The 25,007-nt window shown below is 72.7% G+C and carries 19 protein-coding genes; 14 read left to right on the forward strand and 5 right to left on the reverse strand.

What is annotated here, in order from left to right:
- Positions 1–15: 15 nt before the first annotated feature.
- From FYW99_RS07200 to FYW99_RS07210, 3 genes are read left to right on the forward strand one after another with little or no spacing between them, the layout of a single operon-like run.
- Entirely contained in the window at positions 16–1,398 is a 1,383-nt protein-coding gene (locus tag FYW99_RS07200) for an ABC transporter substrate-binding protein (RefSeq protein ID WP_150251153.1), read from the forward strand.
- Entirely contained in the window at positions 1,395–2,366 is a 972-nt protein-coding gene (locus FYW99_RS07205; protein ID WP_150251154.1) for a carbohydrate ABC transporter permease, read from the forward strand. The genes FYW99_RS07200 and FYW99_RS07205 overlap by 4 nt, the downstream gene beginning before the upstream one ends.
- The gene (locus FYW99_RS07210; protein ID WP_150251155.1) at positions 2,363–3,286 is read left to right on the forward strand and encodes a carbohydrate ABC transporter permease; all 924 of its coding nucleotides are present in this window, start codon (positions 2,363–2,365) and stop codon (positions 3,284–3,286) included. Before FYW99_RS07205 ends, FYW99_RS07210 begins: the two co-directional genes overlap by 4 nt.
- A gap of 168 nt (positions 3,287–3,454) precedes the next feature.
- Here the strand turns inward: FYW99_RS07210 and FYW99_RS07215 are convergent, their stop codons facing one another.
- Positions 3,455–4,408 (reverse strand): helix-turn-helix transcriptional regulator, encoded by a 954-nt coding sequence (locus FYW99_RS07215; RefSeq protein WP_150251156.1) that lies wholly within the window; start codon positions 4,406–4,408, stop codon positions 3,455–3,457.
- Between the two features lie 126 nt (positions 4,409–4,534).
- Between FYW99_RS07215 and FYW99_RS07220 the strand changes: the two genes are divergently transcribed.
- Positions 4,535–5,293: an SDR family NAD(P)-dependent oxidoreductase gene (locus tag FYW99_RS07220; RefSeq protein ID WP_150251157.1), complete on the forward strand. Its 759-nt coding sequence runs from the start codon at positions 4,535–4,537 to the stop codon at positions 5,291–5,293.
- 45 nt (positions 5,294–5,338) lie between these two features.
- On the opposite strand, the gene FYW99_RS07225 is transcribed toward FYW99_RS07220, so the two are convergent.
- Positions 5,339–5,581, reverse strand: a complete 243-nt coding sequence (locus FYW99_RS07225) for a hypothetical protein (RefSeq protein WP_013155518.1) — start codon at positions 5,579–5,581, stop codon at positions 5,339–5,341.
- Between the two features lie 547 nt (positions 5,582–6,128).
- Between FYW99_RS07225 and FYW99_RS07230 the strand changes: the two genes are divergently transcribed.
- Positions 6,129–7,748, forward strand: a complete 1,620-nt coding sequence (locus FYW99_RS07230) for a serine/threonine-protein kinase (protein WP_150251158.1) — start codon at positions 6,129–6,131, stop codon at positions 7,746–7,748.
- Between the two features lie 440 nt (positions 7,749–8,188).
- Here FYW99_RS07230 and FYW99_RS07235 read toward each other — a convergent pair whose 3' ends face one another.
- Positions 8,189–8,758 (reverse strand): NADAR family protein, encoded by a 570-nt coding sequence (locus tag FYW99_RS07235; RefSeq protein ID WP_150251159.1) that lies wholly within the window; start codon positions 8,756–8,758, stop codon positions 8,189–8,191.
- A 398-nt stretch (positions 8,759–9,156) separates the two neighbouring features.
- On the opposite strand from FYW99_RS07235, the gene FYW99_RS07240 reads away from it, so the two are divergent.
- From FYW99_RS07240 to fxsT, 6 genes are all read left to right on the forward strand, one after another.
- The gene (locus FYW99_RS07240) at positions 9,157–9,663 is read left to right on the forward strand and encodes a MarR family winged helix-turn-helix transcriptional regulator (protein ID WP_150251160.1); all 507 of its coding nucleotides are present in this window, start codon (positions 9,157–9,159) and stop codon (positions 9,661–9,663) included.
- Positions 9,664–9,851: 188 nt separating this feature from the next.
- Positions 9,852–10,292: a DoxX family protein gene (locus tag FYW99_RS07245; protein WP_150251161.1), complete on the forward strand. Its 441-nt coding sequence runs from the start codon at positions 9,852–9,854 to the stop codon at positions 10,290–10,292.
- Between the two features lie 241 nt (positions 10,293–10,533).
- Positions 10,534–11,469, forward strand: coding sequence for a S1 family peptidase (locus tag FYW99_RS07250; RefSeq protein ID WP_150251162.1), 936 nt, complete (start codon positions 10,534–10,536; stop codon positions 11,467–11,469).
- Positions 11,466–13,103 (forward strand): hypothetical protein, encoded by a 1,638-nt coding sequence (locus FYW99_RS07255; protein WP_223838832.1) that lies wholly within the window; start codon positions 11,466–11,468, stop codon positions 13,101–13,103. Before FYW99_RS07250 ends, FYW99_RS07255 begins: the two co-directional genes overlap by 4 nt.
- Positions 13,100–14,278, forward strand: coding sequence for an AAA family ATPase (locus FYW99_RS07260; protein WP_150251163.1), 1,179 nt, complete (start codon positions 13,100–13,102; stop codon positions 14,276–14,278). The genes FYW99_RS07255 and FYW99_RS07260 overlap by 4 nt, the downstream gene beginning before the upstream one ends.
- Positions 14,275–18,783 (forward strand): FxSxx-COOH system tetratricopeptide repeat protein, encoded by a 4,509-nt coding sequence (fxsT, locus tag FYW99_RS32800; protein WP_150251164.1) that lies wholly within the window; start codon positions 14,275–14,277, stop codon positions 18,781–18,783. The genes FYW99_RS07260 and fxsT overlap by 4 nt, the downstream gene beginning before the upstream one ends.
- Positions 18,784–18,826: 43 nt before the next feature.
- Here fxsT and FYW99_RS07270 read toward each other — a convergent pair whose 3' ends face one another.
- The gene (locus FYW99_RS07270) at positions 18,827–19,024 is read right to left on the reverse strand and encodes a DUF397 domain-containing protein (RefSeq protein WP_150251165.1); all 198 of its coding nucleotides are present in this window, start codon (positions 19,022–19,024) and stop codon (positions 18,827–18,829) included.
- Between the two features lie 813 nt (positions 19,025–19,837).
- Between FYW99_RS07270 and FYW99_RS07275 the strand changes: the two genes are divergently transcribed.
- Both FYW99_RS07275 and FYW99_RS07280 read left to right on the forward strand, forming a co-directional pair.
- Positions 19,838–20,515 (forward strand): response regulator transcription factor, encoded by a 678-nt coding sequence (locus tag FYW99_RS07275; protein WP_150251166.1) that lies wholly within the window; start codon positions 19,838–19,840, stop codon positions 20,513–20,515.
- Positions 20,516–20,519: 4 nt separating this feature from the next.
- Positions 20,520–21,905, forward strand: a complete 1,386-nt coding sequence (locus FYW99_RS07280; RefSeq protein WP_150251167.1) for a sensor histidine kinase — start codon at positions 20,520–20,522, stop codon at positions 21,903–21,905.
- A gap of 3 nt (positions 21,906–21,908) precedes the next feature.
- Here FYW99_RS07280 and FYW99_RS07285 read toward each other — a convergent pair whose 3' ends face one another.
- On the reverse strand, positions 21,909–22,853 hold the full coding sequence (locus FYW99_RS07285) for a TAXI family TRAP transporter solute-binding subunit (protein ID WP_150251168.1): 945 nt from the start codon (positions 22,851–22,853) through the stop codon (positions 21,909–21,911).
- Positions 22,854–23,098: 245 nt separating this feature from the next.
- Between FYW99_RS07285 and FYW99_RS07290 the strand changes: the two genes are divergently transcribed.
- Positions 23,099–24,649 (forward strand): SLC13 family permease, encoded by a 1,551-nt coding sequence (locus FYW99_RS07290; protein WP_150251169.1) that lies wholly within the window; start codon positions 23,099–23,101, stop codon positions 24,647–24,649.
- Positions 24,650–25,007: the final 358 nt, after the last annotated feature.

Below are 25,007 nucleotides of genomic sequence, written 5' to 3' on the forward strand. Positions count from 1 at the left end.
CCCTGAGGAAACAGCATGAAAGCACCCATCCCTCCACCGTCCGGGCTGTCCCGGCGCGGCCTGCTCCGAGCTGGGGCGACGGCGTCGGCACTCGGCTCCGTCGCCGCGCTCGGCGGATGCGCCGCCACCGTCGGCCCCGCGGACGACCGGCCGCTCGTTCCCCCCAAGGGCCCCGACGAGAACGTCACGCTCACGTACTGGACGTGGTGGCCCAATCTCCAGGCCGTCGCCGACATCTGGAACGCCGAGCACCCCGACATCCAGGTCAGGGCCGTGACCATCCCCGGCGGACTCGACGGCGGCTACGCCAAGATGTTCAACTCCCTGGTCGCGGGAAACCAGCCCGACCTGGCCCAGGTGGAGTTCTTCCAGCTCCCCTCGTTCCTGTTGGAGAACGGGTTGGAGGACCTCGGCCGCTACGGCGCGCTGGAGTACGCCGACCGCTACGACGAGTGGCAGTGGCTCCAGGCCTCCTACGTCGGCGGCCACTACGGCATCCCCGTGGACTCGGGGCCGATGACCTACTTCTACCGCGCCGACAGGTACGAGGAGTGGGGCGTGGACGGCGCCCCCGCCACCTGGGAGGAGTACGCCGAGGCGGCCCGCCGCGTGGCGTCCGCCGGGGACGGCTCCCTCATCGAGTCCTTCCCCGTCGGCGACGCGGACTGGCTCGCGGCCATGTGCATGCAGGCCGGAGCCCGGTGGTTCAGCACCGAGGGCGGCGAGTGGTCGGTCAACCTCGTCGACGACGCCTCGGTGAGGGTGGCCGAGTTCTGGGAGGGCCTGGTCCGCGAGGGAGTCCTCAACCTCACCCACGCCGTGTGGTCCACCGGCTGGTTCCAGGGCCTCCAACAGGGCACCATCGGCACCTGGACCGTCGGCAGCTGGGGCGACGCCATCATCAAGGGCAACGATCCCGACAACCCCGGCCGCTGGCGGGTCGCCAGCATGCCCCAGTGGGACGGCGGGCAGCGGCGGGAGGGCACCTGGGGCGGCTCGGCCTCGGCCGTGCTCGCCGGGGCGCCCCACCCCCACGAGGCGGTGCTGTTCGCCAACTGGCTCAGCACCGACCAGCGCGCGGTGGACGCCATGATCACCGAGTGCGGGATCGGCTGGGCGGCCTCGGAGGAGCTCAACCAGAACTCGGTCCGCAACCAGGGGCCCGACCCCTACTTCTCGGACCAGAACTACACGAGCGTCATCGCCGAGGCCACCGAGTACATCTCCACCGACTGGGAGTGGGGACCGACCCTCTCCAGCACCAAGGACCACATCGGAGACGCGTTCCGCTCCGCCGTCGCCGAGGGCACGTCCTTCGTGGACGCCCTGGCCACCGCGCAGGAGAACACCGTCAACGACATCCGCAACAAGGGCCTGTCGGTGAGGAGCGCGTCATGACCGCCACCACGGGCACCGTGCCCGCCGAGGGAGCCGCGGGCGGCGCCGCCCCCGCATCCGCCGCGCCGCGCCGACGCCGCCTCCGGACCGGAGCCCTCGTCCCCTGGGGCTTCGTCGGGCCGTTCCTGGCCCTGTTCACACTGTGCTTCCTCCTGCCGATCCTGTACGCGCTCCACCAGAGCTTCATCCAGGTCCGGCGGCACGGCCTGTTCGGCGAGGAGGGCAGGGAGACCGTCTTCGCCGGGTTCGCCAACTACACCCGGGCCCTGGGACAGGAGAGCTTCGTCGACTCCGTCGGCCGCGTGCTGCTGTTCGGCGTCGTCCAGGTCCCGGTCATGCTCGGCTTCGCGCTGGTGCTGGCCCTGCTCCTGGAGTCGGCGTCGGCGAAGTGGCCCGGGTTCTTCCGCGCCCTGTACTTCATGCCCTACGGCGTCCCCGGCGTGGTGGCCTCGCTGCTGTGGGGCTTCCTGTACGTGCCCGGCCTGTCCCCGATCCTGGACGTGGCCGCGCTGGTGGGCCTGGAACCGGACCTGCTCGGACCGAACAGCGTGCTGTGGTCCATCGCCAACATCATCACGTGGCTGTTCATCGGCTACAACATGCTGATCCTCATCGCGCAGCTCAAGACGATCCCGAGCGAGCTGTACGAGTCGGCGCGCATCGACGGCGCCGGACCGCTCCAGACCGCCTGGCACGTCCAGCTGCCGCTGATCCGCCCCGCCCTGGTGCTGACCACGGTCTTCTCCATCATCGGCACCCTCCAGCTGTTCGCCGAGCCGCAGATCCTGGCGGCGTTCACGGTGAACATCGACTCCGCGTACACGCCCAACATGGCGGCGTACAACTCCGCCTTCACCGACAACGACTACAACGTGGCGGCGGCGCAGTCGGTCATCGTGGCCCTGACCGCGTTCGTGCTCTCGTTCGGGTTCCTCTGGTTGGTCAACAGGAAGGACCGGCAGCGATGACCGCGACCGAGACCGACGTCCGCGAGGACGGAGCGGCCCCCGCCCGGCGCCGCCGCTCGCGCCGGGGCGGCGCCACCGGAGCCCCCACCGCGTCCAGGATCCTGGTCACCGCGATCCTCGCGGTCGCCGCCGTGTACTTCCTGGTGCCCGTGTACTGGGTGTTCGTGGCCGCGACCAAGACCACCTCGGACCTGTTCAACTCGTTCGGCTTCGGACCGGGCGAGGAGTTCGCCCTGTTCACGAACATCGGCGAGGTCCTCACCTACAACGGCGGCATCTTCTGGCGCTGGACCCTCAACAGCCTCCTGTACTCGGTGGTCGGCGCGCTGCTGGCCACCCTGCTGGCGGCGGCCGCCGGGTACGCCCTGGCCAAGTACGCGTTCCGGGGCCGCGAGCTGGTCTTCGGCCTGGTCCTGGGCGGCGTGCTCGTCCCGGCCGCGGCCACCGCCCTGCCGCTGTACCTGCTGTTCAGCCAGATCGGCCTGGCCAACACCTACTGGGCGGTCCTGCTGCCCAGCCTCATCTCCCCGTTCGGCCTCTACCTGTGCCGGATCTACGCCGAAGCCTCGGTGCCGGACTCGGTCGTCGAGGCGGCCCGGCTGGAGGGCGCGGGCGAGGGGCGCATCTTCTTCACACTGGGGCTGCGGATGATGGCCCCCGCGCTGGTAACGGTGTTCCTGTTCCAGATGGTCGGCATCTGGAACAACTACTTCCTGCCGCTGGTGATGCTCGCCGACGAGGGCCTGTACCCGATCACCCTGGGCCTGGTGACCTGGCAGTCCTACCAGGGGCGCGACATCGAGATGTACATGCGGGTGGTGACGGGCTCCATGCTGTCGGTCATCCCGCTGATCATCGCCATCATCGTCCTCCAGCGCTTCTGGCGCGGAGGCATGACCGCGGGAGCGGTCAAGGGCTGACCCGCGTCGGCGGGGCCTCCGCCAGAGCCCTTCGGAGGTCCCGCCACCCGGTTCCCCGCGCCCGGGACGACCGGGCACGGGGCGGACGGACCGGCTGGTCCGCGATCGAAGGCCTGTTCCTCCGGGGGAGGCGGCGCGGCGGGAGTCCCTCCCGCCGCGCCGCCTCCGTCACGGACGCCGGACCGGGCGGACCTCGTACCCCACGGCGGGCGGCGGGGTCTCGACCGGCCCGCCCGGGCCGCAGGGCGCCGTGCCGAACGGCGTGGACAACGGGGGGACCCGGTCGGGCGCGGGCACCGGGAACTCGGCGGCCAGGCGCGCCATCGACCGTTCCGTGGCCGACCCGGGCTCGGGGCAGTACGTCATGACCCGCTGGTCGGTGTCGGGCACGTGGAGCAGTTGGCACTCGAACTCCAGGCGTCCCACCAGCGGGTGGTCCATCCTCTTGCTGAACCCGCGCCGCCTGCGCACCTCGCGCGACTCCCACATCCGTGTGAACCTCGGCGAGGTGCCCAGCAGGGTGGTGACCAGGCGGGCGATGTCAGGGTCGCCCGGGTAGCGGGCGTAGGCGGCGCGCAGGTCCGCCACCGAGTGCTGGGTGAAGCAGACGTTGTTCGGCTCGTTCCAGTGCGGGTCGTCCTCCGGTTGGGAGAACATCCACTCGATGATGTTGCGCCGCCCCTCGGGCAGCGCCGCCATGTCCCCGATGAAGTGGGTGGCCATCCGGTTCCACGCGAGCACCTCGTACTTGGCGTCCAGCACGTAGGCGGGGGTGGTGGTCAGGCCGTCCAGCAGGTACCGCACCGCGGTGGAGACCTCGCGGCTGGGACCACGGGTGACGGGGGGCTCGGCCCCGGCCGTGTGGAAGAGGTAGGCGCGCTCGTCCGCGTTCAGCATCAGGGCGCGCGACAGCGCCGACAGCACCTGCCGGGAGGGGTTGGGGCCGCGCGCCTGCTCCAGCCGTACGTAGTACTCCACCGACATCCCGGCGAGCTGGGCCACCTCCTGGCGACGCAGGCCCGGGGTGCGGCGGCGCCCGGTGTCGGGCAGCCCGACGTCGCCGGGGCCGATCCTGCCGCGCCGGTCGCGCAGGAACGCCGCGAGTTCCCCACGGTCCACCATCGCACGCCTCCTCGTTGTGGTCTCCCCTCCAGAGTGCCCCAGGAACGCCTTCCTGACAGTGGTACCGCCGATACCAGCCTCGACTGTTCCTTCCTCGCGTTCGCGGGCTCCTCCACGGTGGGACCCATGACGAAGACACGCAGGATCGCCCTCGTGACGGGGGCGAACAAGGGAATCGGATTCCAGACCGCGCGACTGCTGGGACTGGAGGGAATGACGGTGCTGGCCGGGTTCCGGGACGCGCGACGCGGCGCCGAGGCGGAGGAGGCCCTGCGCGAGGAGGGTGTGGACGTGCGCGCGTTGGCGCTGGACGTCACCGACGCCGGGAGCGTCCAAGCCGCCGCCGCGAGGGTGGAGGAGGAGTTCGGACGGCTGGACGTGCTGGTCAACAACGCGGGCGTGGCCCTGGGCCGGGGCGGGATCGGGGAGAGCGACCCCGCCGCGCTCCGGCGGACGCTGGAGGTGAACGTGGTGGGCACGGTGACGGTCACCGACGCGTTCCTGGGCCTGCTGCGCCGCTCGGAGGCCGCGCGGGTGGTCAACGTGTCCAGCGAGATCGGCTCGATCGGGACCATGACCGACCCGGACAGCCCGTTCTTCGCGATGGAGGGGAACGCGGGCTACCCCGCCTCCAAGGCGGCGGTGAACATGGTGACGGCGCTGTACGCCAAGGCCCTCGCGCCCCTGGGAGCCAAGGTGAACGCGGCCAACCCCGGGTACTGCGGGACCGACCTCAACGGCAACACGGGCACGCGCACGGCGGAACAGGGCGCGCGGGTGAGCCTGCACCTGGCCACCCTGCCCGGGGACGGGCCCAGCGGGGTGCTCTGGGGCCACCTGGCCTCGGCCGGGGACCCGGAGAGCTACGGGGTCCTGCCCTGGTAGCGGTGGCACCGGGGCCGGGCGGATCGCCTCCGCCCGGCCGGGGCCTCACCAGGCCCGGACGCCGCCGACGGGAGCGGGCAGGCGCTCGCTCAGCCAGGTCCACGTGCCGTCGTTCTCGGTGAAGCGGCGCTGGACGCGCTCCACCTCCGTGATCGGGTTCGAGAACACCTCGGTCCACGCCCCGGCGGTGCGCTCCTCCAGGTAGAGGCTGCGTGCGTCGGTGCGCATGCGCACCGCCTGGAGCGTGTGGTTGGAGCCGTCGCGCAACTGGATGCGGTAATAGGCCATGGGAAGTCCCTGGAGTGTGGTTCGTCCTGGATGGAAGAAGGACGGTGCGTGCCCGGACCGCGCGCGGCACCGGCGGGTGCGCGTGGGGGAACCGGTCTCCCGGAGCGTGCGGCGGGCGTACGTGGTCGTGCCGCGTGAGCGTCTGACGGGTGGCGGCGGGAACGCCGAGACCCGGAGTGCTCCGGGGAACGGGTGCGGGTGCCGGAAGCACCATGCTGTCCGCGGTCCGGACTCTACTCCTGTCATGGACACGCCGGAGCCGTAACCACAGGTACGGCGGATGAAATCCGGGTGATCCGACGGTGATCGCGGGATGCGATTCGGAAAAATGGCCCGATAGCGACACAACGCACGCGATACGCCTGATCCGGTCCGTGTGCGGACCCGGCGGCGGCCCGCGGTCCCCGCGGAGGGGGAGGCCTGGGCCGTCACCTCGGTGCCTGGGGAGGTCGCGACGTGCGGGACTCCACTACCCTCGTAGGGCACCTTTGCTCCGTGTGCCCTCCCCTTCACACCACCCCGCCCCGAATGAGCGAGGTTCCCCTCCGTGTCCACAGGCCCCCTCACCGTGCTCCTGCCCACGACCGTCGCCGACCTGGCCCCGGACGATCCGGTCCGGATCGGGCGCTACCGGCTGCTCAAACGGTTGGGCGCGGGCGGGATGGGACTCGTGTACGCGGCGCGGGACGAGGGCGGCGGGCTCGTGGCCGTCAAGCTGATCCACCCCGAGTACGCGTCGGCCGCCGATTTCCGGGCCCGCTTCGCGCGCGAGGTGGACCTGCTGGGCCGCGTGGGCGGCGCCTGCGCCGTGCCGCTGCTCGACGCCGACACCGAGGCGGCGCGGCCCTGGCTGGCGACACCGCTCGTGCGCGGCATGACCCTGAGCGACTACCTGCGCAGGCACGGTCCGCTGGGCGAGGAGCTCTCGCGCGGCCTGGCGGTGGGTGTGGCCGAGGCGTTGACCCAGATCCACGAGGCGGGGATCGCGCACCGCGACCTCAAGCCCTCCAACATCGTTCTCTCGCCGGAGGGTCCGCGCGTCCTGGACTTCGGCGTGGCGCGGGCGATCGACCAGACGGCCATCACCCGTACCGGGATGCTCAGCGGCTCGCCCGGGTGGATCAGCCCGGAGCACTACCGCGGTGAACCGGTCTCCACCTCCGACGACGTGTTCGCCTGGGGTGCGCTGGTGGTGTACGCGGCCACGGGACGCCCGCCCTTCGGCACGGGGAACGCGGCCGCGGTGGCCCACCGGGTGCTCGACTCACCGCCCGACACCGACGGCTTCTCCGGCCCTCTGGCCGACCTGGCGCTGCGCGCGCTGAGCAAGCACGCGGCGGACCGCCCCACCGCGCTGGAACTGGTGCACGGCGTGGTCCAGACGGCCTCCCCGGGCCGGGCCATCGCGCCGATCCGCGACGTGGGGACCGCGGCCGCGGCCACCGCCGGGGTGTTGGACCGCGACTGGCACGGTGTGCGGACGGGGGCCGAGCGCGAGTACGAGATCCCCGCGACCGGTGAGGGCCGGGGCGGGAGGCGGGTCCTGGCCCTCACCGGGGCCGCCCTCGGAGCCCTGGTACTGCTGGCGGGACTCGTCGCGGGCGGGGTGGCCCTGGGCGGTAACTGGGAGAACCTGCCCATGGCCGCGTGGTTCTCGGGCGGGGAGGAGCAGCCGGAGACGGTCGCGCACGAGCCCTCGGAGGAGGAGCGCGTCCCCGGGCCGGTCTCCCGCGAGGAGCCCACCGAGGAGCCCTCGGAGGAGCCGTCCGAGGAACCCGTCCAGGAACCGTCGGAGGAGCCCACCGAGGAGCCCGAGGAGACGGAGGAACCGGAGGAGGAGCCCGAGCCGGAGGCCCCCGCGCCGCCGCCGACGGTGCCGATGACCGTGTTCAACGCCGAGGGCCCCTGCCAGACCTCGCGCGCGCCGGAGTGCGGCCTGAGGCTGGTCCACGACCCCCACGCCCCCTACGCCGACCCCGGGAACCGGGCGGGCCAGGTGTGGCACGGCGACGTCGTCCAGGCGTCGTGCCTGGTCCCGAACGGCGTCACCGTCACGGACGAGAGCGGGACGAGCACCAGCACCATGTACCGGGTGACCGCCGGCGCCACCACCGGCTGGCTTCCGGGGGCGCGCACGCGCGACAACCCCCGGGTCCCGGTCTGCTAGACAGTGTTTTTTGGGACCTCCGCTTCGCTTCGGCCCGTGTTCGGGCGCCCGAAGCACGGGAACCTTCGGTGTCTCCGGCGGGCTCGCTCGTGCCCACCCGTCGCCCGCCACCACCCTCAACGGACGCCTACGGCGCGGTTCTCCCACGGAAACCCGCCTCCACCACCTCCAGAACCCCGTGGGCGCCCGAACCAACCCCCCACAAACTGAGGCCGGTTCAAAAAACAGACCCTAGTGCCGTGACCACGGAGGTCCGCGCCCCCTCCGCGGTGCCCCCTCCGCCGTGATCTTGTACCCCTAGCGCGTCTCGACGGTCCAACCTCGCTGTAAGTACAGGGTCAACGCAGGTCAGGGCCCTTGCGTCACACCAGCGACGCCTCTGGCCAACGCCCCGTCCCCGCCCGGCCCGGACGCTGGCCCGGTGGGGACCGGACCCGGCGTCACGGGGCCGCCGCGAGGCGGGCGCGGGTCTCCATCAGGGCGAACCCCAGCAGGTTGAGGCCGCGCCAGCGCTCGGGGACCCGCGCGTCGTCGTTCCTGGCGCCCAGTCCGATGCCCCACACCCGGTCGCGGGGGCTGGCCTCCACCAGCACCCGTCGGCCGGTGCCGAGCAGGAACTCGCGCAGCTCCGGGTTCTGGCCGAACTTGGCGACACCGCCCCCGACCACGATCCCGAAGCGGGCCGCCTCCCACACGCGCTCGTCGAAGCCGCGCACTCGGCGGCCGATCACCTTGGCGTCCCGGGGGTGGCCCGCCGCGAGGATCCGCTCCTCCGCCTCGGCGTCATCGAACAGGCGGGCCTTGGCGGCCATCATGTAGTGCTCCGCGGTGCGGTAGCCGACCCCCTCCACCGTGAAGTCGGCGGGCCACCACTGCGACAGGCAGCTCGCCGACACGCCTCCGGAGGCGGGCGGCTGGTGACCCCAGAAGCACAGGTACTTGGCCCCGGCCTCCGAGGCCAACAGCTCCTCGACCGTGCGCGCGTCCGCGGGATCATGTGTGTCCGTCATGGGGGAAGTGTCCCAGTCGGTACCGACACGCGCGGCGCCGCGCGTGCGTGCGATGGCCGCCGCGGAGCCCCGGGCGGGTGCGGGCGTAACCGGGGCGGCGTATGTGACTCCGTAGTAGCGTTGCGGGGAACCCCGGAAGCCGTAGGTCAGAGGGACTGTGTTCTCCCGGCGCGCGGACACCACGAGGACCGCGCTTGGGCAGGTGGCGCCACCTGCCCGGCCGGTCGGCTGGCGGATCCACTCGGTGTCGTCCGCCAACGGCTGCGCCCCGCGGCCGAGGGGCGGGGTCGGCACGCGCGTCGGCCGCCGTGCCGTGGCGGTCCTCCGGTGGTTGGAGGATGGGATATTTGACCAGATCACAGTTGAACTCTCAAGTTATTCCTGGGGGCACGGGCCCGATGGCCGAGACGCGGTGGCTCGACGAGGGCGAGCAGCAGACGTGGCGGGCCTTCCTGGCCGCCACCCACCTGCTGGAGGGAGCGCTGGACCGGCAGCTCAGGCAGGACTCCGGCATGTCCCACGCCTACTACCAGATCCTCGTGAAGCTGTCCGAGGCGCCCGAGCGCGTGATGACGATGACCGACCTGGCCAGGCGGCTGCGCTCCTCGCCCAGCCGCCTCTCCCACGCGGTCGCCCGCCTGGAGGAGGGCGGCCTGGTCCGCAGGTCCAAGCGCCCCGGCGACCGGCGCACCACCCTGGCCGAACTCACCCCGGGGGGTATGGCCGTGCTGCGCCGGGCGGCGCCGGGCCACGCGCACGAGGTCCGGCGCGTGCTCTTCGACGCGCTCACCGACGAGCAGGTCAAGCAGTTGCGGGGGATCGCCGAGTCCATGCTCGACGTACTCGACCCCGAGGGCGAGGAGCCGCGGTACACGGGGCCGACCGGTACGGTGCGCCAGGACTGAGTCGCGTTCTGTTGCCCGCTCTCACCAGGGCGGACGCCGAGGGGGAGAAATATCCCTCATTGGCACTCTATGTGTCCGGGCGGATGCGTACTATCATATACTTTCCCAGGAAAAGGTTGTAGTCTCAAGCAACGGTGCGAGGCCACGACCTTCTCCTGGGTTGCCCGCTCACAGAGACAGGAACCGCTATGACCGAGAATCCGCTCGTGTCCCGTCTGGGGGACGTCACCGCGCTGCTCGCCAGAGTCGTGGTCGGCGTCGTCTTCATCGCGCACGGCTGGCCGAAGATGTCCAGCCTCGAAGGCACCGCCCAGGGCTTCGCGTCCATGGGGATACCCTTCCCGCAGTTCGCCGCGCTCCTGGGCGCGAGCATCGAGGTGGGCGCCGGACTGGCCCTCATCATCGGGTTCGCCCTGCCGCTGGCCGGACTCCTCCTGGCCCTCATGATGGCCGGTGCCTACTTCTTCGCCCACGTCGGAGACCCGCTGGTCGGCGGCTTCGAACTCGTGCTGGTCCTCGGCGTCGTCGCCCTGGCCCTCGGGTTCGCGGGCGGCCGCCTCTCCGTGGACCGCCTCATGCCGTGGGGACGCCCCCGCCGTCGGACCCCTGAACCGGTACCGGCCTCCTGACCAGTGCGTCCGGGCCGCCCGCCGCCGGAGGCGGACGGCCCGGGTACCGCGCACCTCCCTTTTTCTTCTTAACTTGTTTAACGAAATACACTTTTCCCTCACAAAAAACACCCAGTCCTTTCGCTCTCCTTCACGACAACGGATCTTCATGAACGACAGGTAGAATTCGGTGCACCCGAAACACTGAGCGGGCCCGCGCCCGGGCCCGCCCCGTGTGCCCCGCCCGCCGAACGGGAGCACCGTGTCCCACCTGGCCCCCCGCCCCCTCGCCCCCGACTGGCAGTTGCGCGTCACCGACCGCGGCGGCACGGCCCTGCACGGAGCCGCGGTACTGGTCGCCCCCGGATACGCGATCACCTGCGCGCACGTGGTCCGCGAGGCCGTCACCGGGTCCGGCTCCCCCGCCGGACCCGGCAGCGCCGTACGCCTGGACGCCCCGCGCGGCCTCCCGGGCTGGGAGGCCGCCGCCACGGTCGCCGCGGACGGCTGGTGGTGGGAGGACTCCGCGCCCTGGGACGCGGCGGTGCTGCGCCTGGACCGGCCCGCCCCCGCCCCTCCCGCCGCCCCCGGGCGGTACCGCGTCGGCGACCGGGTCCGCGTCCTCGGCTTCCCCCGCGCCGAGAACGGCCTCTGGGTGACCGGACGGGCCGCCGGAACCGGGGGCAGCCGTTTCGGCTACGTCCAGATCGACGTCGACTCCCGCACGGGGTTCACCGTCCTGCCGGGCTTCAGCGGCAGCGGTGTCCGAGAGGAGAGGGGGAACGCCCTCCTCGGCCTGCTCTGCGAGGCGACCGGCAGCGGCAGGGCGGGCTGGATGATTCCGATGGAGGCGATCCCCCGGGTGTGGCCGACCGAGCGGACCGCCGCGGACGCGGCGGCGAACGGCGGGCGGGAGGCGCTCACGCGTACCGCCAGGGCGATGACCGACCTGCGCACGCTGCTCCTGCCCGACCTGCGCCTGGACCTGTACGTCGCGCTCGACCCCCGGCTGCGCCGCAGGCTCCGCGCCGACCAGGACCTGCTCTCCTTCGCCACGCAGCTGGTCTCCCTCGCCCACGGTGAGTACGGACTCCTCGACGAGGTGCTCACCCTCCTCGACGCGAGGGAGGACGGGGGAGCGGGGATGCTCCGGGTCCGCGAGGCCGCGGCCCCGCTCCTGGGGAGCCAGCCCGGGTGAGCGAGACGACGACCACGGCGGGGGGCCAGGCCCCGATCGGGGGACGGCCGCCACCGGACGGCGGGCGGCTCCCTTCCGGCGGGCGGCTCCTCCCGGAGGGCACCGGACGGCCGGTCCCGGCCGACGGCGGGGTGGAGGAACTGGTCGACGCCCTGTGCGCGCTCAGGTGCGTCCTCCTCCCGGACGCGCGCGAGCAGCTGGCCTACCAGCTGCCGAACCGGGTCCGCCGCAACCTGCGCCTGGAGGGCTCGGCGGTCGAGTTCGCCCGCCACCTGGTCCGCCTCTGCCGGGAGCAGGTGCGCCTGGGCTGCCTCGTGCGCTGGATCCTCCACCTGGAGGAGCACGGCCGCAGCTCGCTGGTGGCGGCCCGGGCCGCGGAGCCGCTGGTCCACGCCGAGGAGTGGGAGCAGCTGTGCCGCCTCCTGCCCGAGGGGACCACCGACGCCGACATCGGCCTCGTCCGCCGAGAACTGGGGGAGCACTCCCCGGAACTGGTCGCGGAGGCCTTCGAGGCCGCCCGGACCGACCGGCTCGCCCCGGCCGAGGCGCCGCCGCACACGGCCTGGGACCGGCTCGTGGACCTGTCCGAGATGACCGTGCCCGAGGGCGTCGAACTCCCGCTGCGGGTGTTCTGCGCCCTGCTGCCCTGCGCCGTCCCGCTGCGCGACTGCGCCGACCTGCTCCTGCTCTGGGGCGGCGGGCGGCGAGAGGGCACGGCCGCCCCGCCGGGGCCGCGCGCGCCCGCCCGGCTCGTCGTGCACGTCACCCAGGGCGAGAGCAGGGACCGCTACGACGTCGAGTACTGGACGGTGCTCAGCGAGAGACGGGACAGGGTTCCGGACTTCTGCGGCCACGGACACACCCCGCACATGGAGGCCGAACGCATCGGCGCCCACGTCGGGGGCCTGCTCACCCTGCTGGAGGTGGACCACCGCACGGGGTACCACGAGGGCGTGCGGGTCGAGCTGGTCGGACAGCTGGACCTGCTCCGCCGCCTGGAGGCCGAGCGCTGGCAGGAGGCCGGGGAGGGTGATCGCAGGCTCGGTTCCCGGGCCCAGGTGGTCTACCGGGCGGAGGAACTGGTGGACCCCGCGCGCGGCGACACCGTGCAGGCCCGCCGGACCTGCGCCCGCCGGTGGGAGGGGCTCGCGAGCGCACGCGAGGTGCTGCACCTGGACACCGCGCACGAGGCCGGGAAGAGGAGGCGCAGGGGTGGGCGGACCTACCGCGAGCCCCTGGCCGAACGGCTCCAGGACGACAGGATCGTCGCCCTCTCCGTTCCCTCCCATCTGGACGAATGCCACATGTCGGTCTGGTCGGCGCTCATGATCGGAGTTCCGGTCGTGGTTTGGCGTTCCGCCGATAATGGTCCGGGGGCAAGTCCGTGGCTCAATCTGGGAAAGGTGGGGCGGGAGGTGATGGTGCCACCCGAAAGAATACGGGCGCTTCCCAAGGCGCTCCACCAATCGCGTTCCGGATGCGTTTCCCCGGACGATACCGGGTACATCGAAGAAAGCTTCGAGGTCGCCGTCTTCTACCACGACACCCTTCCGGTTCTGCCCGCTCCCAGACCGATGACCCCCCCACAGCATCCGACAGCCCCCCTTGGGCGCGGCTCGAAGGGCCTGCCATGACCACACCAGCCGAACCCGGATCGACCAGCCCCGCGCCGGAGTGGTGGGTCTTCCACGGCACAGGTCAGCCCCGCCCGCACCTGGACCTCGCCGCCCAGCTCCCCCCGCCTCCCCGGTGGCGTGCCTACGGCGGCGGTCCGGACCCCGCCGGAAGCGGCGCGGACCCCCCGCTCTACGACCCGGGGCCGGGGGCCGCGGAGCCCGCCGCCGAGAGCGAGCGCCACCTGGGTCCCGTCCGGCCCTGGAGCTTCCCCATCCCCCTGGGGCCGCACCGCCGCCAGCTGCTGGACAAGGTCAACGCGGCCATCTGCCTGCGCCGACCGCTGCTGCTGGTGGGTCCGCCCGGGGTCGGCAAGTCCAGCCTCGCCCACCAGGTCTCCCGTGAGCTGGGCCTGGGCCGCGTCCTGCGCTGGGCCGTCACCAGCCGCAGCACCGTGCGCGACGGCCTGTACGCCTACGACCCCCTCACCCAGATCCACGACCTCAACCTGGAGAACGCCCGCAACCGGGCCCGGGGCGCCCGGGACCGCCGCTACGCGAGCGCCGACGGCACCGAGACCGACGCCCACCTGCGCAGCAGCGCCGAGTCGATCGGCCGCTACCTCACCCTGGGGCCCCTGGGCACCGCCTTCCTGCCCACCCGGCTGCCCCGGGTGCTCCTGGTCGACGACTTCGACCTGGGCGACTTCGACCTGCCCGGCGACCTGCTCGACCTGTTCGAAAGCGGCGGCTACACCGTCCCCGAGCTGGGCAGACTCGCCAACGTGGCCGGGGCGATCCGGGTGGCCACCGACGACCCCGGCCGCACGGCGGTGGTCGAACGCGGCGAGGTCCTGTGCTCGGCCTTCCCCGTCACGGTGGTGACCTGCAACGACGACCGGGACCTGCCGCCCGCCTTCCTGCGCCGCTGCATCCCGGTCCGGATGGGGCTGCCGGACGAGGACGAGCTGGTGGCCGCCGTGGCCGGGCACTTCGACGGCGATCCGCCCACCGGTACGCGGACCCTGGTCACCGAGTTCCTGCGCAGGAGCGCCGACGGCCACGGACTCGCCGTGGACCAGCTGCTCAATGCCGTGCACCTGGTCGGCGCCATGGGACAGGGCGAGCCCGGGCCCGAACAGGTCCGCCACCTCTCCGACCTGCTCTGGCACCGCCTCACGGAAATCCCGGGATGAGCCCCGCGCACCAGCCGGGGGACGACCGCCCCCGGGGCTCCGGCGACCGGTCGGGCGGTTCCCCGGGGTGCCTCACCCCCACGGAGTGGGCGGACGCGCTCCACCTGGCGGTCCTCCAGGCGCGCGCCGAGGCCGCGCGCCGCGAACGGCCGGTCTTCCCGGCACCGCCCGCCGGCGGGCCGCCGCCCGGGGAGGCCTCCGCCTCCGGCACGCCCCCGGGGGGTGTCGAGCCCCGCACGGACACCGGGACCACCCGGTCCCCGGGGCTCCCCGACGGCGGGGCGGCGGTCGCCGGGAACGGTTCCGCCACCGGGCACAGCCCTCGTGAGCGGTCCCCGGACCCGCCGCCCGGCCGGGAGCGGACACCCCCGCGGGGACACCGGGACCAGGAGGACGTCAGGCCGCCGACGGAGCCCCACGGGTTCGTCCAGCCGGTCCTGCACCGGCGCCAGGAACTGGTCGCGGCGCTGGGGCCCTTCCACCTCACCGAGCCCCGGGGGCGGCCGGACGGCATCGACCCGGAGGGCACCGCGCGCAACTACGCGCGCGCCCTCCTGGACAGCCTCCACTGGTCCGAGGACGAGCGCGAGGGCGTCGGCGTCCCGGTGGTGCCGCAGCCGTGCGCGCGTCGGGAGCGGGCGGTGGACCTCACCCTCCTCGTCGACGACGGCGTCACCATGGCCTTCCAGCGCGGCCTGGCCGCCGAGTTCGTCCGGCTCGCGCGCTCCGGCGGGATCTTCCGCGAGGTCACCTCCCTGTACTTCGACTCCGGGCGCACCGGCAGCCCCAGGCTGCGCGACGGGCACGGACGCCCCGGCCGCCTCGGCGGGGGCCGCGCGCACGTGGTCCTCTTCCTCACCGACGGGCTCGGCGGCGCCTGGCGCGACCGCGAGTTCCAGGACTGGGTCGCGGCGGCCGCGGGCCGCGGCGCGGTCGCGATCCTCCACCTGCTCCAGCCCCGCCTGTGGCGGCGCGGCGCCATCGCCACCGCCCCCATGGAGCTGGGCGCGCCCCGGGCCGCCGACCCCTGCGCCGCGAACACCCGGTACGCGCGGGAGCGCACGCTCACCGACCCGGAGGAGGAGGGGCGCGCGCGGGGGGTGCTCGTGCCCGTGCTGCCGCTGGACCCCAGAGCGATCCGGGACTGGGCGGTCTTCGCGATGGGGCGGGGCCGCGGGCGCCTGTGGGCGCACACCGCGCGGTTCCCCGCGGGGGAGGGCCCCGCCGCCTCCGCCGAGGCACCGGACGCGTGGGAACCCGAGTTCGACGCCGAACGGGAGGCGCGGCGCTTCCGACAGCTGGCCAGCCCCGAGGCGTTCGACCTGGCGGTGGCCCTGGCCGCCGTGCCGCTGGACCCGCGCCTGGTGGAGGCGGTCTGCGAGGACGTGCTCGGCCGCGCCACGCCCTCGGAGCTGACGGAGGTCTTCTTCAGCGGGCTGGTGCGCGGGGGCGGCGGCTGGGGTGAGGAGGACGGGCCGGTCGGGTGGGACTTCCGCCCGGGGGTCCGGCGGGCCCTGCTGTCACTGGGCGGCCGGGTCTCCGACATCCGCCGGGTGCTGGGCCTGGCGGCGGAGCGCCTGCGGTGGGTGGACCCCTGGTTCGACGCACTGCGCCTCATGCTGCGGGGCAGGCACGACGACCTCCCGAAAAGGACGCGGGTGTCCCACCACTGGGCCAATTCCATGCTCCCCGCGGTGGAGAGCGCGGCCCTCACCCGGCGTTACGCCGAACCGATCAGGGAATACGCCGACATCTCCGGGACGGGTGCGACCCGCGGTACGCAGGAAACGCAGGAGGCGGGTACGCCGTCGCCCACTGGTCTAGTATTACCGAAGGTTTCCGGATCTGCGCGTGTGGGCGGGAACAACGGCTGGAAGGCGCGGAACAGAACACCCTTTTATGAACGGTCGGGGAAAGAAACTCATATGGCCACAAAACTGTCAAATGAGGATATGATGCAAGAATCTGGCGACCAGTCCAGCGGTCGTACGTCCCGATCGTCCACGAGTGGCCGGCCGCTCAACGCGGTCTGGGTCCAGGTTCCGCGCCGCAACAGCGCCTTCACCGGGCGCGAGGAGCTCCTCTCCGCGCTGCGGGGACAGCTCCTCAAGGGAAGGCGCCAGGTCATCACCGCCCTGAACGGGATGTCGGGGGTCGGCAAGACCGAGCTCGCCAAGGAGTACCTGTACCGGTACGCGTCCGACTACGACCTCATCTGCTGGATCCCCGCGGCCCACAGCAACCAGCTGCGGGAGAGCTTCTCCGTCCTCGCGTCCAGGCTCAGGCTGGACAGCGCGGGGGCGGGCAGCGGACACGTCCTGGAGAACGTCCTGGAGGCACTGCGCCAGGGCGTGGACTATCCGCGCTGGCTCCTCGTCTTCGACAACGCGCAGGCCCGGTCCGAACTGGATCAGTATCTTCCTGTCGGGGGCGAGGGCCACGTGATCATCACTTCTCGGGACTCCAGCTGGACGGTGCGGGGTGGCGACGCCTACCTCTCCGTCCGCGAGTTCGACCGGGCCGAGAGCATCGAGCTGCTGAAACGGCGCGGACCCGCGTCGCTGTCCGACGAGGAGGCCGACCAGCTGGCGCACGAGCTGGGCGACCTGCCGCTGGCCCTCAACCAGGCCGCCGTGTGGCTGCACGAGAGCGGGATGGCCACCGAGGAGTACCTGCGCCAGTTCGCGGAGAAGAGCCAGGAGATGCTCGACCTCCTGCGCCCGGTGGACAGCGCCTACCCGGTGGCCGTCGCCGCCGCCTGGAACGTGTCCCTGGACCGGCTGGCCACCACCAACCCGGCGGCGCTCCAGCTGCTCCAGCTCTGCTCCTTCATGGCGACGGCGCCCATCCCCCGGACGCTGTTCAACTTCGCCCGGGGCATCGAGGGCCCCGCGGAGCTGCGCGGAGCCCTGGAGGACCCGGCCAGGCTCGGCATGGCGATCCGCGACATCGGACGCAACAGCCTCGCCCACATCGACCACCAGCGCAACACCGTCTCCCTGCACCGGCTGGTGCAGCGCGCCGTCCAGGCGCCGATGAGCGACGGGGAGCGCGAGGAGATGCGCCACTGCGCCCACCAGCTGCTGGGCCGCAACGACCTCCAGGTGGTGGCCGTGGACGCCTCGCAGCGCTACACCGAGCTGCTGCCGCACGTGTGGGCCTCCGAACTGTGGAACTGCACCGACCCCTGGGCACGCAACCTGGTGGTGCAGATGTGCCGGGTCGCGTCGCTGCGCCAGGAGTTCGACGACGCCCGCCGCCTGGGCGAGACCGCCCACGAGTGGTGGCGCCTGCAGCTGGGCGAGAACCACCCCTCCACCCTGGGCATGGCGATCCAGATCTCCACGGCGATGCGAGGGCAGGGGTACCTGGAGCAGGCGCTCGCACTGTGCGAGGCCACCCTGGGCACCCTGCGCGAGACGCAGAACCCCGAGGACCCCGAGACCCTGGAGGCGGAGATCGAGCACATCCGCACCCTGCGCTTCCTGGGCCGGTTCCGCGACTCGCTGACGGCGGCGGCCGACGCCTACCACCGCCGGGTGCGCCTCTTCGGCGAGGACGACCCGCACACCCTGGTCACCGCCCACTTCCGCGCCTTCAACCTCCTGCTCAGCGGCGACCCGGAGGCCGCCACCGACCAGTACCGCGACACGCTGGCCCGGCTGGAGGCCGTCTTCGGCCCGGACCACCCGCGCACCCTCGGCACCAACAACGGCTACGCCGAGGCCCTGATGGAGAAGGGCCGCTACCGGGAGGCCGAGGAGATCCAGGCCCACCAGGTCGAGCGGGCCATCGGCCTGATCGGGGAGGACGACAACCGCGTCCTGCGCAACCAGCGGACGCTGGCCGTCATGCGCCGGCGCGTCGGCCACCACCGGGAGGCGCTCGTCCTGTCGGAGCGCGCCTGGCAGCGCTTCCGGGTCAAGCACGGCGTGGACGACAACGAGACCATGTACGCCGCTCTGGTGCACTCCATGTCCCTGAGCGCGGTCAACCAGCACGACGAGGCGCTGGAGCTGGCCCAGACCACGGGGGAGCGCTACGTCAAGCTCCTGGGCGAGCGCCACCCCTACGTGGGCGCTGCCGACGTCAACCGGGCGATCATCCTGCGCCGCCTGGGCAGGGCGGCCGAGGCCCGTCAGCTGGACGAGCGCTCGCTGGAGTTGTTCCTGGACCGGCTCGGCACCCACCACCCCAGCACCCTGGCCTGCCTGGTGAACCTGGCCAACGACCACTTCCTCATGGGCGACGCGGCCGGTGCCCGGGAACGGGACGAGGAGGCGCTGCGCGGCTGTGAGAGCGCGCTGGGGGCCTCGCATCCGCTGGCCCTGCTGGCCCGCCGCAACCTGCTCGTGGACCGCAGGGCCCAGGGCGAGGACATTGAGGCCGAGTTCGTCGCCGTGGAGGACGGCTACCGCGAGGTGATGGGGTCGGACCACCCCGCCACACTCAGCCTCCGCAGGACGGTGCGGGGGGACGCCGACATCTACCTCGCCCAGATGTGACCGGTCGCGGTCCGGGGCGCACTCCCCGGACCGTTCGCGCCGTTCAGCGGCGTTCGGCGAGCCTGAGCAGCGCGACCCACTGGTGCGCGGGCAGGACGAGCGCCGCGTGGGCGGGGTGCGCGGAGTCGCGTAGGCCGACCGTCCGCGGCGGGTCCAGGACGGCCTCGACGCAGTCGCCGTTGCCGCCAGCGCTGTAACTCGACGTCCGCCACCGACCGGGTTCGTGTCCCAGCCCTCTCACGGGCACTCCCGTCCGCTCTGTCCCCGCTGGTTGTCGCTACGCACGCGGCGGCCTCGATTCTCTCAGTTCCACCATTGGTCGCTCCTGTTTCCCGAGCAGTTCTGAAAGTGCGATCGGGTCCGACTCCGGTTCAGTTATGTATTCGGTTGGTGACAGGGGCCGACTTGTACATGCCCACTGGAGTGGTATTCATGTTGTCCGGGCGCGGGCGTTCTCCGGATGGTCCGTAAAAAGACGCGAATGATACGCCGGGAAGCGGTTCCGCTTCGGTCGGGGAGGCACCGGACCCGTGCGGTGCCCGGCGGGGGAGGCGCCAGCGCGGTCCCTTCCCGGTCCGGCGCGCGCAAAGCCCGTGTCCGCAGGGGATGCGGGCTCGGCACCCTTCGGCGCGCGGGAGCGGTCCCCTCCCGGGAGGCGCCACCGGACACGCCCGCCGGGGAGGGGCCGCGGGGCGGAGGGGCGATTACCGTGCCCACCGGTCCGGGGAAAAGCGCGTGTGGGAAAAGGGCGTCCGCGGTCGGCCCGTGACTCCGATCCCTTTTCGTTCCCGCTGCGGCTCGGGGTCCGGGTGTTGCGCCCGGGGCGGCCCGATTTGCGTTCGCCGTGTGCGCTCCGGGGGAAGCGGGTGCCTCGGTGCGGACACAATTCCGGCCGCGGTGTTATGGCCGCGGAAATGCTGACCGGGACCCGGGCCGCCCGGATGCCCGCGCCGTGCAGCCGACGGGCGGCGAACGCCCCGCGGGGGTCGGTGAACGGTGCCCGGTCACGGCGCGCCCCGGCGGCGTGCCGCGACCGGGGCGAGGACTGCCTAACATGCTGGACATGCGCATTCTCGTGGTCGAGGACGACGACCGGGTCGCCCGTGGACTGGTGACCGCCCTGCGGACGGCGTCCTTCGACGTCCAGAGGGTCGCCACCGCCGAACGGGCCCTGAGCGCCCCGCCCGCCGACGTCGTCCTCCTCGACCTCGGCCTCCCCGACGCCGACGGCATCGACCTGCTCCGCAAGCTCCGCGACCGCCCTCAGACCGCCATCATCGCCGTCACGGCCCGCGGCGAGGAGCGCGACCGGGTGCGCGGACTGCGGGCCGGTGCCGACGACTACGTGGTCAAGCCCTTCGGCGTCGCCGAACTCCTCGCGCGCATCGACGCGGTCCTGCGCCGCACCCGCGCCGCGCGGGCCGAGGCCGCGGAGGAGGAGCCCGCGCTCAGGATCGGCGAGCTCACCGTCGACCCGAGCGCCCGAGCGGCCAGCGTCGGCGGCGCGGAGCTCCAGCTGACCCGCAAGGAGTTCGACCTGCTCACCCTCCTGGCCTCCCGCTCCCCGTCGGTGGTCGCCCGCGACCAGATCCTCGACCAGGTGTGGGGCACGGCCTGGGAGACCTCCTCCAGGACCCTGGACACCCACATCGGCTCGCTGCGCGCCAAGCTCGGCCAGGCCGTGCAGATCCGCACCGCGCGCGGTGTCGGCTACCTCCTCGACCAGTCCTGAACCCGTGCTCCGCAGACTGCTCACCATCCTGCTCCCCGCCGCGTTCGTCCTGGTCGCCTCAGCGGTCGTCCCCCTGGGGACGGTCATCGCCCAGCAGCTCACCCAGGAGGTCTACGTCGACCGTCTGGGGGACGCGGGCCGCTTCGCCGCCCTGGCCCGCACCGCCCTGGAGGCCGACCGCCCGGAGGCGCTCCTCCAGGAGATGGCCCGCTACGAGGCGCTCTACGGCATCCCGGTGGTCGTGGTCGCCACCGACGGCGAGATCATCGCCGGGTCGGGCAGCACGGCGCACCAGCGCGACGTGCTCGCGGAACTGGGCTCACCGGAGACCCTCACCATCGCCCTGGCCGGGGAGCGCCCCGCCCCTCCGACCACCGTCTGGCCCTGGGAGTCCGATCCCCTCGTGGTCGCCGAGCCCATCGGACGCGACAGCGAGGTGACCGGGGCGGTCATCGTCGCCGCCCCCACCGACCAGCTCGGCACCGACATCCTCGGCTCCTGGGGATGGCTCGCCCTGCTCAGCCTGGTGCCCCTGGCACTCCTGGTGGCGGCCTCGCTGCCGCTGTCGCGCTGGGTCCTGCGCCCCATCGGCCGACTCGACGCCGCGACCACCGCCGTCGCCTCGGGTGACCTGGACGTGCGGGTGGACGCCGAGCGGGGCCCTCCGGAGCTGCGCCGCCTCACCGAGTCCTTCAACACGATGGTCGACGTGGTGCGCAGGGCCCTGGAGCGCCAGCGCTCCTTCGTCTCCGACGCCTCCCACCAGCTGCGCAACCCCCTGGCGAGCCTGCGCCTGGCAGTGGAGAACCTCGCGCCCTACCTCAGCTCGGAGGAGGCCCGGGAGGCACACGCCGTGGCAGTGGACGAGACCACGGCCATGCACCGGATGCTCAACTCCCTGCTGGCCGCGACGCGCCTGGAGAGCGTCACTGGCACCGAGGCCGTGGACGTCCCCGAGCTGCTGCAGACCCGGGTGGAGCGCTGGCGCGCCCTGGGGGAGGCCCGGGGGATCACCGTGACCGTGGACGTCCCCGCCGGGCTGCGGGTGTGCGCCCCGGCCGGAGGGCTGGGCAGCATCCTCGACGAACTGGTGAGCAACGCCCTGCGCCTGTCCGGGGGGACCCGGGTGCGGGTGCGGGGCTCCGCGGGCGACCCCGCGCGGATCAGCGTGCTCGACGACGGGGAGGGGCTTCCGGAGGAGGAGCGCGGCGCCGCCCTGGACCGCTTCTGGCGCTCGCCCCGCCAGCAGAACACCGAGGGGACCGGCATGGGGCTGGCGATCGTCTCCGACCTGGTCCGCGAGGCCGGAGGGGAACTGGCGCTGGGCGAGGGCCTGCCCGGCGAGCGGCCCGGCTTCGGCGTGACCATCACGCTGCCGCCCGCGGACTGAGCCTCACGAGGGCTTGTTGTCCCGGTACCAGCGCGCGGCCCCGGGGTGGAGGGGGACCACGCCGGTCGAGATGCCGGTGCGCACGTTGATCTGCGCCGCCTCGGGGCGGGATTCGGCGATCCGTGCGGCTCCGGTGTAGACGGTGTCGGCGACGACGTGGGCCAGGTCGTCCGGCAGGTCGGCCGCGCACAGCAGCAGGTTCGGGATGGACATGGTGGGGCAGGCGGGCACGCCCTCGTAGGTGGTCGCCGGGACTGTGGCGGGGAAGTACCTCTCGGGGTGGGCCTCGGCCATGGCGGACGCGACGTCCCCGAGGTCGACCAGGCGCGTCACGTGCTCGCGGGCCAGGTCGGCGACCGCGGGCGTGGGCAGCCCCGTCAGGGAGAACATCGCGTCGATCTCCCCGCGTCCCAGGGCGTCGGCGGAGGCCGCCTGGTCCAGGCGCACGGCCTCCATCGCCAGCCCGGTCTCCTCGATGATCCGCGCCACGGTGAACTCGGTGCCGGAGTTGACCGCGCCCACCGAGACGCGGCGGCCCTCCAGGTCGGACAGGGAGCGCACGGGAGAGGCGTCCAGGACCGCCAGGTGCAGGAAGCTGTCGTAGAGGCGTCCGATCGCGCGGAAGGGGCCGGCGTCGGCCACCTCGTCGCCCAGGACCGCGTCGAGGCTGGTCAGGCCCAGGTGGGCCTCGCCCGCGTCGATGAGCAGCAGGTTGTCGTGCGAGGCGCCGGTCTCGACGGTCCCCACCCGGGTGTCGGGCAGCCGGGCGTCCAGCAGGGTCGCGATCTCCGCGCCGATCTCCCGGTAGACGGCCCCGGCCGGGCCCGTGGCCACGACGAGCGACGCCGGGGCGGGAGAGGGATCGCGCCACGCGCAACCGCCCAGCGCGACCGCGGCGAGCGCGCCCGCGGCCCCCCTCAGGGCGGTGCGCCGGTTCGGTCCGTGCATACCCGCAGCTTAGGCCAGGGGAGCGGCGGTTCAGTCCTACCGGTCACACCTTGCACATGCTCACCGCGCGTTCCAGGGTTCCCACCCACGGTTCCGAAATGTCAGAGGATTCTCAAATCTTTGTTGAGACCTTGAACACGCGCGAAAGAGAGCCACACCATCGCTGTATCAATTCGGGGTAATCAGGGAGAAACCCGACGGTAAGACCAGTGTCACTCCCCGGTGGCCCACAACAGGAGGAACCCATGGCGTCCGAGAAGGGTGTCGACGTGCCCGACACCGCATCCCCCACCCAGGACGGCAGAACCGCCAGAGGCAGTTCGCCCTCGCGCGTCATCGGGTTGGTCGCGGGCCCGCTGGTCGGGCTGCTGGTCTACTTCCTCATGCCGGACATGCCGATGCCCCTCGCCGACGGCGAGGACGGCGAGACGGTCCTGTCGGCCAACGGCCGCGCGGTGGCCGCGGTGACCGCGTTCATCGCCATCTGGTGGGCCACCGAGGCGATCCCGATCCCGGTCGCCTCGCTGCTGCCGCTGGTGCTCTTCCCGGTCCTGCTGGAGGGCACCCCCGTCGGGGACGTCGCCTCCTCCTACGGGTCGGACACCATCTTCCTGTTCATGGGCGGCTTCATGCTCGCCCTGGCGATGCAGAAGTGGAACCTGCACAAGCGCATCGCCCTGGTCATCGTCTCCAAGGTCGGCTCCAACACCGCGGGGCTGATCGGCGGCTTCATGATCGCCACCGGGTTCATCACGATGTGGGTGTCCAACACCGCCACCGCCGTGATGATGCTGCCCGTCGGCATCTCAGTGGTCGCGCTGATCACCCAGTTCCGCGACGGCAGGACCGACGCGAACTTCGCCACCGCGCTCATGCTCGGCATCGCGTACTCGTCCTCCATCGGCTCGGTGGCCACCATCATCGGCACGCCGCCCAACGTGCTGATGGTCGGCTACCTCGCCGAGGCCCACGACATCCACATCGGCTTCGGCGAGTGGATGCTGGTCGGCCTGCCGCTGGCCGCGGTGTTCATGCTCATCGCCTGGTTCGTGCTGATCAAGGTCTTCCCGCCGCAGGTCAAGAAGGTGAAGGGCGCCCAGGACCTCATCCGCTCCGAGCTCGCCGAGATGGGTCCGATGGCGCGCGGCGAGAAGCTCGTGCTGGCGGTCTTCGCCTTCGCGGCGCTCTCCTGGATCTTCGTCCCGGTCCTGGCCGACAACTTCCTGCCCTGGCTGTCCAGCGTCAGCGACGCCGGTATCGCGATGACCGTGGCGGTCCTGCTGTTCCTGATCCCGGTCAAGCGCGGGACCCGCCTGCTGGACTGGGAGACCGCCGTGCAGCTGCCGTGGGGCGTCCTGCTCCTCTTCGGCGGCGGCCTGGCCATCTCGGCGCAGTTCACCGCGTCCGGCCTGAGCACCTGGATCGGCAGCCAGGTCGCCGTCCTGGCGGGCGTGCCCACCTGGGTGCTGATCCTGGTCGCGGCCGGGCTGGTCCTCTTCCTAACGGAGCTCACCAGCAACACCGCCACCGCGGCCACCTTCCTGCCCATCCTCGGCGGCGTCGCGGTGGGCATGCAGATCGACATCCTGTCCCTGGTGATCCCGGTGGCCCTGGCCGCGACGATGGCCTTCATGCTCCCGGTGGCCACACCGCCGAACGCGATCGTCTTCGGTTCCGGTCACGTGCGGATCGGCCAGATGATGCGCGGCGGTGTGTGGCTCAACCTCACCGCGCTGTTCCTGATCCTGGCCACGATGTACACCCTGGTCAGCTGGGTCCTGGGCGTCAGCCTGTAGGAGTACGCGTCGCGGGCGGTCCCCTGTGGTCCAGGGGGCCGCCCGTTTCCGCTGTCCTGACCCGCCCCTCCCGTCCCCCGCCTCCCGCGGCCGTGGAGGGCGTGGCGGGCGTGGAGCGCCGGCTGGCGGCGGTGCCCCTCAGGGGAGGGGAACCGGGCGGCGGCTCACCACGGGAGCGGGGCAGGACGTCCGGTGGTCGTTCGCCCCCGGGGGCGTGGCTTTCTGCCGCGGGGAGCCGGCCCCTCCCCCGAGGCCCCGCCCCGCGTCACACGGCGGCGGGCCCCCCCCCCCCCCCGGGGGGGGGGGGGCCCCCCCCGGGGGGCCCCGCGCCGCAGGGCCCCCCGCGGCAGGGGGGCAC

The sequence above is a fragment of the Nocardiopsis deserti genome, assembly GCF_008638355.1.
Taxonomy (GTDB): Bacteria; Actinomycetota; Actinomycetes; order Streptosporangiales; family Streptosporangiaceae; genus Nocardiopsis; species Nocardiopsis alborubida.